Raw genomic sequence first — 14,442 nt, forward strand, 5'->3', positions numbered from 1 at the left:
TCATCATCAGTTGACCTTCCCACTGCGTATCCCACAGATCGCCCCAGTTTTTAACTGAAGACTTGTCTAGCATGTCTGAGTTGATACCAATACCCGTCGCACCCCAGATGTATGGGATTGAGTAGTTGTTATTTGGGTCAAATGGCTTATCTAAGTAATTTGGATCCAAATCTGCAAAGTGGCTTAGCTTGGTTTTATCAAGCTCTTGAAGCATGCCTTCTTTACGCATCTTAGAAACGAAGTAAGTAGAAGGAACCACTAAGTCGTAACCCGTACCTTGAGTTTTTAACTTAGCGTACATGCTTTCGTTAGACTCATAAGTTGAGTAGTAGACTTTAATGCCCGTCTCTTCTGTGAAGTCTTCTAGTACTTCATTTGGAATATATTCAGACCAGTTGTAAAAATACAGTTCTTGGTCAGCTGCGAAAGAGGGTGTAGAAAGTAAAGTAGCAGCACACAATGCGCCGGTATACAGTGTTTTTTTCATTACTGTTCCGTTCATTTGTTTGATTTGGAGCTGGGTAGTGAACCCAAGGTAAAGGATTTCGAAAAATCGCGCTATATTATAGCAGCGATATAATAAAATAGGCAGCCTAAGCTGCCTATTCATTGATATTCTTATTTTTAACTTATTGATTATCTACGTTGACCTGTTAAGTAAACTGGTTACTTAGCCACAGTTAGATAATAAGCTAAATTACTGACCTGCTTTAAGTTTCATGAAGTAATCTTCGTACTTCACTGTCTTATCGCCAACCGCAGCTTGCCATTCAACACGATCAAGGTCTTCTTGCGATGGGAATAGCGCAGGGCTATCTTTGAACTTCTCGTTAGACGCTTTAACGGCCGTTAGGTAGCCTGTGTCACGAGAAATTTGCTCAGCAATTTCAGGGCGAAGTAGGAAATCAATCATCTTATGAGCTGCTTCTACGTTTACCGCACCAGAGCTAATCGCAAAGTTATCAACCCAACCGATACCGCCTTCTTTAGGGAAAACCAGTTTGATTGGTAGACCTTCGTTTTGCGCTGCAGCAGCAGAACCGTTCCACAGCATACCAAGACCCACTTCACCAGACATGTAAGGCGCGCCTGGGTTGTCTGAGTTAAATACTAGAACGTTTGGCATAAGCTTTTGTAGCTCAGCGTACGCTTCGTCGATCTCTTTTTCGTTGGTTGTGTTACCAGAGTAACCTAACTTACGCAGTGCGATGTGGAACACTTCACGAGTGTCGTCCATCATCATCAGTTGACCTTCAAGCTCTGGCTTCCATAGATCAGCCCAGCTTTGGAAATCTTCTGGATCGTACATGTCAGTGTTAACAGCAAGACCTGTGATCGCAACTACGTGTGGAATAGAGTAGTCGTTGCTTGGGTCGTACGGCTTATCTAGATAGTTAGTATCTAGATTCTTGAAGTTGTTCAGCTTAGTTTTGTCGATCTTTTGTAGCATACCTTCGTCACGCATCTTAGATACGAAGTAAGTCGACGGCACAACTAGGTCATAGCCTTTGTTGTGTGTTTTTAGCTTTGCGTACAGGGTTTCGTTCGACTCGTAAGTCGAGTAGATCACCTTGATACCAGTTTCATCAGTGAACTGTTCTAGAATCTCACTGTTGATGTAAGGTCCCCAATTCATGAATACCAATTCTTTGTTATCTTTTGCAAATGATGGTGCAGATAACATTGAAAGCGCACATGCACTACCAGCTAATAGAGTAGCCCATTTTTTCATTGACGTTAGCTCCAAACTAAACGTTGCCCGAAGGCAGTAGATAGAAAAACAGAATGGCAATTTACCATTCTGTTTATGATTAACACTTTTTTTGAACTTGAAGTCTCTTAACTTCTTAATCAAGCCAGTCTCTATATAGAGTAGGAGACTTACTTGATTTTTTCTCTCGCTAATGACTGAGAAATGATCACCAGTATTAACGACACCACTAACATCACTGTTGCTAGGGCGTTTACCTCAGGAGAGATACCCACTTTAACCATTGAGTAAATCTTCAGTGGTAAGATTTCATACGTTGGGCCGGTTACGAAAGAGCTAATGATTACATCGTCCAAAGACAGAGTGAAGCTCAATAACCAACCCGCAGCAACCGCTGGCTTAGCAAGAGGCAGAATGATCTGTTTTAGAATCGTCCATTCACTTGCACCTAAGTCTTTTGCTGCTTCTAGCATCTTCACATCAAAGCCATTCAAGCGACTGTATACCGTTACTACAACAAACGGTAGACAGAAGGTAATGTGAGCAGCAAGTAGGGTAAAGAACCCAAGTTGAACACCCATTACCAAGAATAGCGCAAGAAGCGAAATCGCCATTACGATATCTGGAGACATCATTACGATGAACAGCATGCCATTTACGATGCCTTTACCTTTAAATTGGTAACGGAATAGGGCTACTGCTGTAAGGCTCCCGACAATCGTTGCGGCTGTTGCTGAGAACACCGCTACGTTGATCGAGTGCCACGCAGCCTGCATTAGGCTGTCGTTGTTAATAAGCGCGTCATACCATTTAGTGGTGAAGCCACCCCATTTCATACCAAACTTATTGGCATTAAACGAGTTAGCGATCAATACGATAATAGGTAGGTATAGAAAGGCGTATACCAGCGCCATAAAGCTGAACTTAACTGTGCGCCCCATTAGTCTAGCTCCACTTTCTTGTTCAATAGCTTACCTGCTCGGTAGTAGGCATACAGCATCACAGCCATTGCCATGGTCAGTGCGATACTCGTCGCTGCGCCAAACGGCCAGTCTCGAGCGTTGAGCACTTGGCTCTTAATCACGTTACCAATCAATAGGTTCTTAGCTCCGCCTAATAGGTCAGAGATGTAGAACATACCTAACGCTGGCAGTAGCACTAACAAACAGCCGCCAATAATGCCCGGCATTGTTAGTGGTAGTACTACTTTCAATAGCGTTTGCAGTTTGTTCGCACCTAAATCTTTAGCCGCTTCTAAATACGTATCGTCCAGTTTTTCAATCGCTGAATACAGCGGCAGAATCATAAACGGAAGTAGGATGTACACTAAACCGATCATTACTGCGGTTTCTGAGTACATGATACGTAGCGGTTTATCAATGATATCTAACGCTAACAAGCTTTTGTTCAAGACACCTTGCGTACCCAGTACAATTTTTAATCCGTATGTACGAATCAAAGAGTTCGTCCAGAATGGTACTATCACTAGGAACAACATGATTGGACGCCACTTCGCCGGCATTTTTGCCACGATGTAAGCGAATGGGTAACCAATAATCAAACAAAGTAGGGTTGCGACAATTGCCATATAGAAAGAGTGCATCAACACTTTAAAATACAGCGGGTCAGCCAAACGCACGTAGTTATCGAGAGTGAAGGTCATCTCGATCAAGTTCGCTTCATCACGAGTTAAGAAGCTAGTACCAATGATCATGATGTTTGGAATCATCACGAACAACACTAACCAACCTGTGATTAAAGCAACAATTGCGTTTTGTAAATTAAACTTCTTGCTCATCTTCTAATACCACTTCCCAGCTCTCAACCCAAGTTACTGCAACTTTTTGGCCCAGTGAGTGATCAACATCAGGGTCATCTTCGTTGAAGAATTCGCTAACCATGACACGCATACCAGATTCAAGTTCTACGACTGAATCTAATGTCATGCCTTTATAGGTTCGCTCGACAATGTGGCCAACAATACCGCGTTGCTCTGACTCTTTAATTTCTTCGATTCGAAGATCTTCAGGGCGAAGCAATACTTGCAGTTTTTGACCCGGTGTTACGTCTTTATCGTGATAGATAATGGACTCTTCACCTTCGATTGTCGCAACAATGCGTTTTTCATCTTGACGAGATTTCGCTGTCGCTTCGAATACGTTAATTTCACCAATGAAACGCGCTACAAATAGGTTCTTAGGCTCTTCGTAGATCTCTCTTGGTGTTCCGTCTTGTTCAATCACGCCATCACGCATAACAATAATACGGTCAGACATAGACAGCGCCTCTTCTTGGTCATGCGTTACAAAAATGAACGTGATACCAAGTTGGCGTTGTAATTGTTTCAGCTCGATTTGCATCTGTTTACGTAGTTTGTAATCCAGAGCAGATAGAGATTCATCCAACAAAAGAACTTTAGGCTTATTAACGACAGCACGAGCGATTGCGATACGTTGCTGTTGACCACCAGATAGCTGGTGTGGCTTTCGTTGTGCCATTTGTTCTAGGCGCACCATTTTCAAAGCATCCATTACACGAGGTTCAATCTCGCTGTTTGGAACTTTCTGCATGCGTAAGCCAAATGCCACATTGTCGAAAACGGTCATATGCGGGAATAGGGCATAGCTTTGGAATACAGTGTTTACATGCCTTTGTTCAGCAGGAACTTGGGTTACGTTTTGTTCAGCTAATAGTATTTGACCACTATCTGCCGTTTCAAAACCCGCAATCATTCTTAGCACGGTTGTTTTACCACAACCTGATGGGCCTAAAATCGTGAGAAACTCACCATGATTTACGTTTAAATCCAGATTGCCGATGACTTCCTTACCATCGAAACTTTTACTGATGCCAGTTAGCTGTACTACTGGCTTTCCTACTGATTTTTTAGCGTTCAACGTCTGTTTTTCTCCACCTTGGTTCTATTTGAGACCTGTTGCTATACACCTTTAAGGCGCGCATCATAATCACCAAAAACGTGAATTCAAAGCATTTTTTACCTTTCGAAGATAAAAAATTTCGCAGGTAAAAGTAAACATCCTTTACCATACTGTTATTTACTGGGTCTACACCCTAACAAGTGTCTAATTATTAACCATTAAGACGCAAAAGCAAGCCTTGTTACAGATTCATATTTTAGTTTGTATCCGACATATGAGTATAATGAAGGTAATTTTTTATCAATAAGTTAGGTGGCTTCGCTTAATCGGCACACCTAGGTATCAATATGAACAACGACATCGAAAAAGATTTTAATTTGGGCGGTAGTATCAACCGTGCACTTTCTGGCGATTATGAGCTCAAAGCAACGGCTGTATTCCAAGAAGCTTGGAAACATACGATAAGTCACTTTCTTTCGTTTTCCCCAGCGATTATTGCTTTGATGTTTGTGCAGCTCGCTATCTTTTATATCGCACTAAAACTACAGCTTGGTGATCCTGCGGTTATCTTGGATGCGGTTATCGACCCAGAGTCGTTCACGCCACAAATCGTTGAATCGATTTTTATTGCGAACTTTAGCTATGAAGTGATCAGCGCGCCTATCTATGCCGGTATCTGTTTAATGGCAATGAGCCACGCCGCTGGCCTACAAACCAAAGTACGCCACATCGGTAAAGGTTTGCAGTTTACGGTTCCGGTTATTCTAGTGACTTTGTTTAGCCTAATGCTTCAAGGCATCGCAGGTATGATTCTGCCGTTCTTGTCTATCTACTTCTCACTGGCGTTCAGCCATTCGATTCTGCTGATTTGTGATAAGAAAGTGCCGCCAATGCAATCGCTGCTGCTTTCTCTGCGTGCTGTCAACAAAAAAATCTTCACCGTTGCTTCTATCTACCTATTAGTAATGCTGATGTTCATCGTCGCGGCAATGATGTACGGCATTGGCCTTATCTTCGTTTTACCTTTCTTCTTCCACGTGAAAGGGATTCTTTACCGCGAGATGTTTGGCATTAAACTCAAACTGATCGCGTCAGACAGACCAAAGAGCGACGACGACCACAACGGTAGCAACAATAAAGACCCACAGGTATTCGATGCATAACAACTCTAAATTAAGCGCAAGTAAATCACTTGCGCTAAAAGTGACAGCATTAGCCTTAGTTGGCTCGATCTCGTTAGTTGGCCCAATGCTTTACCAACAAGAAGAAGAGCGCAGGCGAGCGGGGCAAAAGGCTTCAGACTCAGAGCAAAACTTTGGTGACTTGACCGTCTCTTCTGATAAGCCAGATTTCGCAGCGATTGAAGATGTAAATAAAAAGAAAGACACCTTCTTTTCTTATCTTCGCCCAAGTATCAACATCGAAAACAAGCGAATCACCAAAGAACGTGCGTTTCTAACCAAGCTTTCAGAGACGGGGTTGAACAATGTTGACTCTGAAGACGCGTCATACGCAAAGAGACTAGGGAAGCTGTATAGCCTGCCTGTACCTTCATCGGGCTTAGATGACGCTTGGCTGAAAGAAATGTTGAATCGTGTAAACGTGCTACCTGAAGCGCTTGTGTTAACTCAGGCGGCCAATGAATCAGCTTGGGGTACATCTCGTTTCGCCACTAAAGCAAATAACTATTTTGGACACTGGTGTTACACCAAAGGTTGTGGCCTTGTTCCGCTACAACGTAACGAAGGTAGCTCTCATGAAGTCGCAACATTCTCTTCAAGCCAAGAATCCGTACATCGGTATTTCATGAACCTTAATCGTAATCGTGCTTACGCCGATCTAAGAGTGATTCGTGCAAAACTTGATGCGCAAGGTGATGATCTTTTAACAACTGCAACGGCGACAGAGCTCACCAATGGCTTGTTAAAATATTCTGAGCGAGGTTCCGACTATGTGACTGATTTACAAGCTATGATCCGTCACAACGAGGTATACTGGAAAAAGTAACTCATTTTGATACCAACTTGGTTGCCTTCGATAGTCGGCTTATACCAGTAATATCACAAAAAGAGCAGCTCATTGGCTGCTCTTTCTATTTATAAACGCTCAACTTCGACAAGATTATAATAATGAAAAAGACAGCACTCGCTTTATTAGCCTCATTAAGCCTTGGGGTTTCTCTTCCTGCTTCAGCGCAAGAATACATGTTCACGTATTCTAAGCTTTATACTCAGCTGAAAAACAACACCAAAGAAGGGCATGATGATGTCAAAGTTGCGGTCTTCTTTGTTGATCAACAAGCTCAGCAAACCTGTCACATCAGCAAAGCTTGGATGGAAAAAGAAGAGCACTACGAAGAGCTAAAAGTCTCTCCGGCCAATGAACTGCTTCTACCGGTAGATCAAAACCTACGCTCAGCAAACCCTCTTATCTTTGTACAAACTCAAGAACAGGAATGTGCGTATTCTTTTGTGGTGATGACTCAAGAGCCTTTAGCTGGCACAGTAGAAGTTGCACAGATAGAAAACCTATTGCCACAGATGCAGGCGATGCTTGAAGACGTCAGCGGTATGTTCTCTGGTTGGTTCACGCCAGATATCCAAGGGTTAACGCTAGAGTTCGCTAATAAGCTGGAAGGCAACATCGAGCTTTCAAATGGCAAGCAACTACCAATCAAAGAAGGACGTGCGAAATTCACCTTAGAAGAACTGAATGGAAGTGACAGCATCACGTTGCCAGAACCAACAGTTCGCGTATTGCCGTACATTCCCGCGCAATAATTTTTAACAGAATCATTGTTAGTGAAGTAAAAGCTTAGCGGAATCATTCCCCTAAGCTTTTACGACATATCTTAAAGCAGCCTCATCGAATTAGAGCAGGCTGCTTTTCTTTATCTATGATACCAACCGAGAGCTTGTGAAGCCGCGTTTCTCTGCCGTTTAGGCGCTTATCGAACAATAAAAGCAGAATCTTTCTATTACTCAGCTTGTTTATCCGGCCGTTACTATTTCAACATCAAATAAAAATCCGTATAATCCACGCCCTAAAACAGTCCCACTAGCAATCTACAGTCGGTAATACGACGGTGTGAGAGTCGCAATGAACCAAAACGATAATAGAAAAGAAACACTTGAATTCAACAAACTTCAGAAACGTCTGAGAAGAAATGTTGGAAATGCCATCATCGACTACAACATGATCGAAGAGAATGACGTAGTAATGGCATGTATTAGTGGCGGTAAAGATTCATTTGCGATGTTAGATATTTTGCTACGTTTACGTGAAGCAGCACCGATCAAATTTGATGTTGTGGCAGTAAACCTAGATCAAAAACAACCTGAGTTCCCTGAACACATTCTTCCTGAGTACTTTGAAACGCTGAACATTCCTTACTACATCGTAGATAAAGACACGTATTCAGTGGTTAAAGAGAAAGTGCCAGAAGGTAAAACAACGTGTGGCCTATGTTCTCGTCTTCGTCGTGGTACTTTGTACTCATTCGCAGAGAAGATTGGTGCAACTAAGATCGCTCTGGGTCACCACCTAGACGACATCGTTGAGACCATGTTCCTAAACATGTTCCACGGTGCGCGCTTAAAGGCTATGCCACCAAAGCTTCGTTCAGATGATGGTCGTAACGTTGTTATTCGTCCACTGACTTACTGTCGTGAAACGGACCTAATCAAATACGCAGAACATAAAGAGTTCCCAATCATTCCTTGTAACCTATGTGGCTCTCAAGAGAATCTACAGCGTCAGAACATTAAAGCGATGCTAATTGATTGGGATAAGAAAACGCCAGGTCGTGTTGAGAAGATCTTCAAGTCAATCCAGAACGTAAGTCCAAGCCAACTGGCTGACCGCGAGCTGTTTGACTTCGTGAACCTTCCACTAGACCGTAGTGAAGACCGCAAAGCGTACGAATTCGAAGAAGCTGAAATTTCATCTTCTAACATCGATGAGTCAATGTTCATCGACGTAACGAACGTATAATAAGAATAATCGTTGTAGAGCAATAGATGCGCCTACAACAGACAAACAAAAACGCCTCAAGCAATGCTTGAGGCGTTTTTTTATAAGTTAAACTATCCCTGACCTAACCTTTCGAAAGGTTAGGGTCTAGTGGGCTGACGTAACCAGACGGTTTAAGAGCCAACACATCACAGTTAATCTTATCGATAACATGTTCCGCGGTATTACCAATAAACACGGCAGACAAGCCAGTACGACCCGTTGTACCCAGAATCACCATCGCAGCGTTATTTTCAGAAGCGACGCGAGGAATAACATCTTCTGGCAAGCCTTGTTCAACCACAGTTTGTTCTTCACACATACCGTGCTTCTGGCGCAATGCTTTCATTGCCGTTAAATGATGGCCACGAACCGCATCGGTATAAGACGTTGGATCAAACTCTGGCAGTTCAATGGTAATATTCGCAGGCGTCACAGGGTAGGCATTCACCAAGAACGGTTCCGCATCCAAACGACCGGTGATCTCTAGCAATCTGTCGACCATCGTATCGTTAAGCTCTAAATGAGCTTCTGTTTCAGAACCTACATGAACTGAAGCAAAAATCTTCGCGTGATCTGGCCAGAAATCGTTTTTAACCAATAGCACTGGGCTAGGGCACTTTCTCAATAAATGCCAATCGGTTGGAGTAAAGATGACAGATTCCAAGGTATCGTGCTTACGCGTGCCTTTGATTAAGATGTCGTGCTCACCACTGTAAACCTCGGCAATGATCGCTTCGTATGGGCGGTTGTGCCAAACCACTTGTACATTAAATTCAATAGAATCATCTAGGTAAGGTTCTGCGACTTTATTCATCCAAATTTCGCGTTGATGAATTACGCCTTTGCGCATTGCGTCTCTTTCATCGATAGAGAGCATAGATGTCATTTCATACGAGAAGTCGTATATCGACAAAAAGAAAGTGATGTGGCTTGTTGAGGTGCTTTTCTTAGCAAGTTGGATAGCACGAACTAGAGCAGGTTGCTCATCGTGATTAATGTCTGCGACAACTAAAATTTTGTTATAGATACTCATAACTAAGCCTACTTTTCAGACCGAACATATAAATAATGTAGCGTAGTTATGGAGAGATTAAGAGAAATATAAGAGGTTTTAAGAGAGAAACATGATGTAGCTCATTATTGAACTACATCATTGATATCTAGACTATTCTTTTGAAACGCCAGCAAGTTCCATCAACGCATCGTGATCTTCGATAGTGATATATTTGCCTTTAACGCTCAAGATGTCTGCTTTTTGGAAACGGCCTAGAAGACGGCTAATTGTTTCAACAGTCAAACCAAGGTAGTTACCAATATCACCACGAGTCATCGTTAGGCGGAACTCACGCGGGCTGAAGCCACGTTGAGAGAAGCGAGTAGAAAGGTTGTAAAGGAATGCAGCAAGGCGCTCTTCCGCGTTCTTCTTAGAAAGAAGCAGAATCATTTCTTGGTCACCTTTAATCTCATTACTCATCAGGCGCATAATTTGCTGACGCAATTTAGGCATTTTTCCTGATAGGTCATCAAGAATCTCATATGGGATTTCACATACCATAGAAGTTTCTAGCGCTTGTGCGAAACTAGGGTGTTGGTCACCAGTAATCGCATCGAAGCCAACAAGATCGCCCGCTAGGTGGAACGCAGTAATCTGCTCATCACCTTGCTCAGTAATCGTGTAGCTCTTGATCGTTCCAGAGCGAATAGCATATAGAGATTTAAGCTCGTCACCGGCTTTAAATAACTCTTGGCCTTTTTGAATAGGCTTTTTTCTCTCAATGATCTGATCAAGTTGATCGAGTTCAGATTCATTCAAAGTAAACGGAATACAGAGCTGGCTAATACTACAATCCTGGCAATGGATCGCACAGCCACCAGACTGAACACGTTTCGTCACAGGCTTTTCAGAAATCATAACAATCTTTCACTATTTGATATACGTCAATATTTTAGCATTCCTTTATCCAGTTGGGTAGTAAAAAAACCGGATTTAAAGAATGGCTATACGGTATAAATAATGAGCTGTAGTGCCATATAACCGGTATAGAAACCGTAAATGAGGATTAAAATTGCGCCTAGTTGGCGAAATAAGTCAGCTTGTTGCAGTTTCTTGAGGAAATTAGCACCCATACCAACCGTCAGCATCGCTGGGAGCGTCCCTAAACCGAAAGCAAGCATGATACCGGCACCGTTGTACCAACTTCCTGATACGGCCGCCCACGTAAGCATTGAGTAAACTAAGCCACATGGTAGCCAACCCCAAATAAAGCCAAACGGCAAAGCGTGGCTAGGGTGCTTCAAGGGTAGAAATGATTTACCTAAAGGAGAGATATAACGCCATAGCTTCTGTCCGACTTTTTCAAAGAACAACAAGCCGAACCACCATTTACCGATATACAACCCTAAGACGATCATGAAGCCAGCAGCAAATAATCGCAGCCAACCTAGCAGAGCGTTAAAATCGCTTAGCTGACCTATCGAAGAGATTGCACCGCCAATCACACCGCCAATCACGGCATAACTTAGCAAGCGCCCTAGGTTATAAAGTAGGGGAATAACAGGGGAAGGTTTACTGTTGCCAATCGAAAGAAGCGACGCAATACCACCACACATTCCCATGCAGTGACCTGCGCCGATCAATCCAACAACAAAGGCTCCGATCCAATCAGGCGTCATCGTTCTTTTTGTCTACGTTAGTTTGGCTCTCGCCGTTAGCTTTCTCATTCTTGACAGGTTTGCTATCAGAATGGTTGTGAGCCTTTTCGTCTTCATCAAACAGAATGTTGTGACCTTGACGTTCTAGGTCTTCAAACTGTTCGCTCTTCACCGCCCATAGAAAAATACCAACAGCGATGCACACCAGAACAATCGCAATGGGGATCAGAATGTATAAACTTTCCATTATTTACCTTGCTCTTTTAAAAGCCTTAACGAGTTAGACACAACAATAATAGAGCTGGCAGACATGCCCACAACGGCAATGTATGGAGCAACCAAACCCGCAACGGCCAATGGAAGGATGAGTAGGTTGTATCCCAATGACCATGCTAGGTTTTCACGAATTATCTTACGCGTTTTTAACGCCAAAGTACGCGACTTAAGTAATCTATCGAGCTTATCACCCAATAACACCATATCTGCAGAGGCTTTCGCCACATCGGTACCGCCGCCCATAGCAACTGAAAGGTGAGCACCCGCAAGAATAGGGGCATCGTTAATACCATCGCCAACCATCATTGTGATGTCACTTGCATCTCGAGAATTCAGGTAAGCAAGTTTATCTTCAGGTTTCGCGTTAGCAACAATATCAGTAATACCGATCTCTTCAGCAACAGGCTTCGCGTTAATCAAAGAGTCGCCAGTCAGCAGCGTTGTTTTGATGCCCGCTTCTTTAAATTGCTTAATAAACTCGATGCTTTCTTTGCGAATCGGATCTTCATAAGTAAATGTCGCGATATGGCGACCAGCCAATGACAGGTAGATACCGTTGCTTTCGGAAGGCTGAGATTCACCAAGAATGAACTCACTACTACCGATTGCTACTTCTTGACCATTCCACTCACCAGTAATACCTGAACCAATTACGTTATTGACAGACTCTACTTCGATATCATCTGAAATATGAGACTTGAACGCTTTAGCGATAGGGTGGTTAGCGTGTTGTTCCAGGCTCGCCGCTACTTTGAGACAAGTGTCTTTATCAAGTTCAGCGAAGGTTTCAACTTGGCTGATACGAATATCACCCTCAGTCAATGTGCCTGTTTTATCGATGATCAAGTGATTTACTTTGCACAAGGTTTCGAATACGTGGCCTTTGCGCAGCAAAATACCGAAGTTACCCATGCGAGAAGTGGAACAGGTAATCGCCGTCGGTGTTGCAAGTGACAGAGCACAAGGACACGTTGCGACCAATACCGAAAGCATGATCCAGAAAGCGTCTTCTGGTCGTGTTTGGTGCCAGTAAAACCAAGTGCCGAATGAGATGATTAAGATAACCGCAACAAAGTATCGAGCCACAACATCAGCAATTTCTGCAATGCGAGGTTTAGACAGTTGCGCTTCGTCTTGCAGGCGAACGATGTTGGAAATCACCGAATCCGCTTTTGATGTCATCACTTCCAGTTCAAACGACTCATCACCATTCAATGTACCAGCGTAGACAGTATCGCCTTCGTTTTTGACCACATGGATAGATTCGCCAGTCAGCATCGATTCATCGATATGAACTCTGCCAGACAATACTTTGCCATCGGCAGGAATGTGCTCACCCGGTAGAACGCGAATTTGGTCGCCAACTTTTAAGGTTTTGACTGGAACTTGTTCGCCATCTAACGTTGTTGCCATAGCAGGAACGAGCTTAAGCAGGTTACCACTAGCAGCGGCGGCTTTACGACGAGCGCGCATTTCAAGGAAACGACCAAGCAGTAGGAAGAAGGTAAACATCGAGATAGATTCGAAGAAGACTTCACCTTTCTCTGTCAACGTTGCGACCAAACTTGCAACGTAGGCAAACAAAAGAGCGATCGACACAGGTACATCCATACCCAATGTTCGACCTTTGAGGCTACGCCACGCGTTGATATAGAAAGGCAATGCAGAGTAGAGCAGAACCGGTGTTGCAAAGATTAAGCTCACCCAACGGAAGTAGCTTTTGAATTCGGGCTCAAGGTTACCAAAGACTTCAAGATAAAGCGCAACAGCCAGCATCATGACTTGCATGGTCGCCAAACCAGCAACACCAAGACGATAGAGATAGTTTTTCATCGAGCGATGATAGGCGGCTTCTTGTTGATCGGCTTCAAAAGGTGCAGCTTTGTAACCTAGTGTATGTATTGCCGATAACAACTCGCTAAGTTTCACTTGCGTATTATCCCAGCTAAGCAAAGCACGATTAGTGGTTGTATTTACACGAATACTGCCAACACCATGTTTTGAGGATACTTGCTTCTCAATCAGCCATGCACAGGCAGCACAAGACACACCATCAAGTGACAGCGTCACTTCTGAGGTGTTTTCTGAGTTACGAACGAACTCTAATTGAACATCTTCATTATCATAATGACTGAGTGCTAGAAGTTGCTCTGGCACGAGATCAGCTTTCTCAGCTGGAGCGGTGCGGTATTGATAATAAGAAACCAAACCGCTATCAACGATGGTCTGAGCTACGGTCTCGCAGCCCGGACAACACATCTTACGAGCCGATCCTAGAATCTCAACTTCAAAATCCGTTTCCGCTGGTACATCTTCACCGCAGTGATAACAGGATTCACACATAAGATTTAATTCGTTAGTTGAGTAGGTGTATCAATAGGAAAGTTCATGCGGCCTTGCACCAACCATTCAGAGTCATGCGGAGATAGTTCAATAAACCATGGACCTTGCATTTCGTGGTCTAGAGTCAGCGTATAGTTACCCTTCGCATCAGCAGTAAGAAGCTGCGTGAAATCGCGGTCAGGCAATGTTCTGTGCACGAACATAGCGTTAATAGCAGGGAAGTGGTCAAGCTTACCTTTGTCGAGAGTAATGACAACTGAGTTACCTTTCTCGTTAACGGTAGCTGATAGGCCGAGTTCCTTTGCAACATTTACTTTTGAAATATCGACGTTAATGCCTTTTCCTTTTTTATAGTAATCCTCAGTCACTAAATCGACAGAGTTTTGTGTGAACACAATCACCGTCATAATCGTCCAAATCACAACTGTCGCCGGCAACGCGATTAAGAACCACGGCCAAAACTGTTTATACCAAGGCTTTACCATAAAAAATATCTCAAAAAAGAATAAAAAGAAGGGGTTATAAAATAAAGGAAAGACAGCCCCTTAGAAAGAGGCTGTTATTGAA

General features: G+C 43.3%; 15 protein-coding genes. 4 read left to right on the forward strand and 11 right to left on the reverse strand.

What is annotated here, in order from left to right; genetic code table 11:
- From AB4623_RS16385 to potA, 5 genes are all read right to left on the reverse strand, one after another.
- The coding region (locus AB4623_RS16385) for an extracellular solute-binding protein (RefSeq protein WP_136975496.1) at positions 1-487 on the reverse strand (487 nt) is incomplete at its 3' end.
- 210 nt (positions 488-697) lie between these two features.
- On the reverse strand, positions 698-1,732 hold the full coding sequence (locus AB4623_RS16390) for an extracellular solute-binding protein (protein ID WP_017059628.1): 1,035 nt from the start codon (positions 1,730-1,732) through the stop codon (positions 698-700).
- A gap of 149 nt (positions 1,733-1,881) precedes the next feature.
- Entirely contained in the window at positions 1,882-2,652 is a 771-nt protein-coding gene (potC, locus tag AB4623_RS16395; protein ID WP_017059629.1) for a spermidine/putrescine ABC transporter permease PotC, read from the reverse strand.
- Positions 2,652-3,509, reverse strand: a complete 858-nt coding sequence (gene potB / locus AB4623_RS16400) for a spermidine/putrescine ABC transporter permease PotB (protein WP_017059630.1) — start codon at positions 3,507-3,509, stop codon at positions 2,652-2,654. The genes potC and potB overlap by 1 nt, the downstream gene beginning before the upstream one ends.
- Complete coding sequence (potA, locus tag AB4623_RS16405) at positions 3,493-4,608, reverse strand: spermidine/putrescine ABC transporter ATP-binding protein PotA (RefSeq protein WP_017059631.1); 1,116 nt, start codon at positions 4,606-4,608, stop codon at positions 3,493-3,495. The genes potB and potA overlap by 17 nt, the downstream gene beginning before the upstream one ends.
- A gap of 329 nt (positions 4,609-4,937) precedes the next feature.
- Between potA and AB4623_RS16410 the strand changes: the two genes are divergently transcribed.
- The 4 genes from AB4623_RS16410 to ttcA all read left to right on the forward strand — a co-directional run bounded on the left by AB4623_RS16410 (position 4,938) and on the right by ttcA (position 8,583).
- A complete protein-coding gene (locus AB4623_RS16410; RefSeq protein ID WP_017063864.1) occupies positions 4,938-5,753 on the forward strand; it encodes a membrane protein in 816 nt (271 codons plus the stop codon).
- A complete protein-coding gene (locus AB4623_RS16415; RefSeq protein WP_102393736.1) occupies positions 5,746-6,597 on the forward strand; it encodes a glucosaminidase domain-containing protein in 852 nt (283 codons plus the stop codon). Before AB4623_RS16410 ends, AB4623_RS16415 begins: the two co-directional genes overlap by 8 nt.
- A 122-nt stretch (positions 6,598-6,719) precedes the next feature.
- Positions 6,720-7,370, forward strand: a complete 651-nt coding sequence (locus AB4623_RS16420; RefSeq protein ID WP_017063862.1) for a DUF2987 domain-containing protein — start codon at positions 6,720-6,722, stop codon at positions 7,368-7,370.
- A 319-nt stretch (positions 7,371-7,689) separates the two neighbouring features.
- A complete protein-coding gene (gene ttcA / locus AB4623_RS16425) occupies positions 7,690-8,583 on the forward strand; it encodes a tRNA 2-thiocytidine(32) synthetase TtcA (protein WP_372146874.1) in 894 nt (297 codons plus the stop codon).
- Positions 8,584-8,686: 103 nt separating this feature from the next.
- On the opposite strand, the gene uspE is transcribed toward ttcA, so the two are convergent.
- From uspE to AB4623_RS16455, 6 genes are all read right to left on the reverse strand, one after another.
- Complete coding sequence (gene uspE, locus AB4623_RS16430) at positions 8,687-9,637, reverse strand: universal stress protein UspE (protein WP_017070547.1); 951 nt, start codon at positions 9,635-9,637, stop codon at positions 8,687-8,689.
- Positions 9,638-9,769: 132 nt separating this feature from the next.
- Positions 9,770-10,516, reverse strand: a complete 747-nt coding sequence (locus AB4623_RS16435) for an FNR family transcription factor (protein WP_017059637.1) — start codon at positions 10,514-10,516, stop codon at positions 9,770-9,772.
- Between the two features lie 86 nt (positions 10,517-10,602).
- Positions 10,603-11,277: a sulfite exporter TauE/SafE family protein gene (locus AB4623_RS16440; protein ID WP_017070548.1), complete on the reverse strand. Its 675-nt coding sequence runs from the start codon at positions 11,275-11,277 to the stop codon at positions 10,603-10,605.
- Positions 11,267-11,503 (reverse strand): cbb3-type cytochrome oxidase assembly protein CcoS, encoded by a 237-nt coding sequence (gene ccoS / locus AB4623_RS16445; RefSeq protein ID WP_017070549.1) that lies wholly within the window; start codon positions 11,501-11,503, stop codon positions 11,267-11,269. Before ccoS ends, AB4623_RS16440 begins: the two co-directional genes overlap by 11 nt.
- The gene (locus AB4623_RS16450; protein ID WP_372146876.1) at positions 11,503-13,875 is read right to left on the reverse strand and encodes a heavy metal translocating P-type ATPase; all 2,373 of its coding nucleotides are present in this window, start codon (positions 13,873-13,875) and stop codon (positions 11,503-11,505) included. Before AB4623_RS16450 ends, ccoS begins: the two co-directional genes overlap by 1 nt.
- A gap of 5 nt (positions 13,876-13,880) precedes the next feature.
- A complete protein-coding gene (locus AB4623_RS16455; RefSeq protein ID WP_016767205.1) occupies positions 13,881-14,360 on the reverse strand; it encodes a FixH family protein in 480 nt (159 codons plus the stop codon).
- Positions 14,361-14,442: the final 82 nt, after the last annotated feature.

Origin of the sequence: Vibrio sp. 10N.222.52.C12 (genome assembly GCF_041474215.1) — a bacterium.
GTDB lineage: Bacteria > Pseudomonadota > Gammaproteobacteria > Enterobacterales > Vibrionaceae > Vibrio > Vibrio crassostreae_C.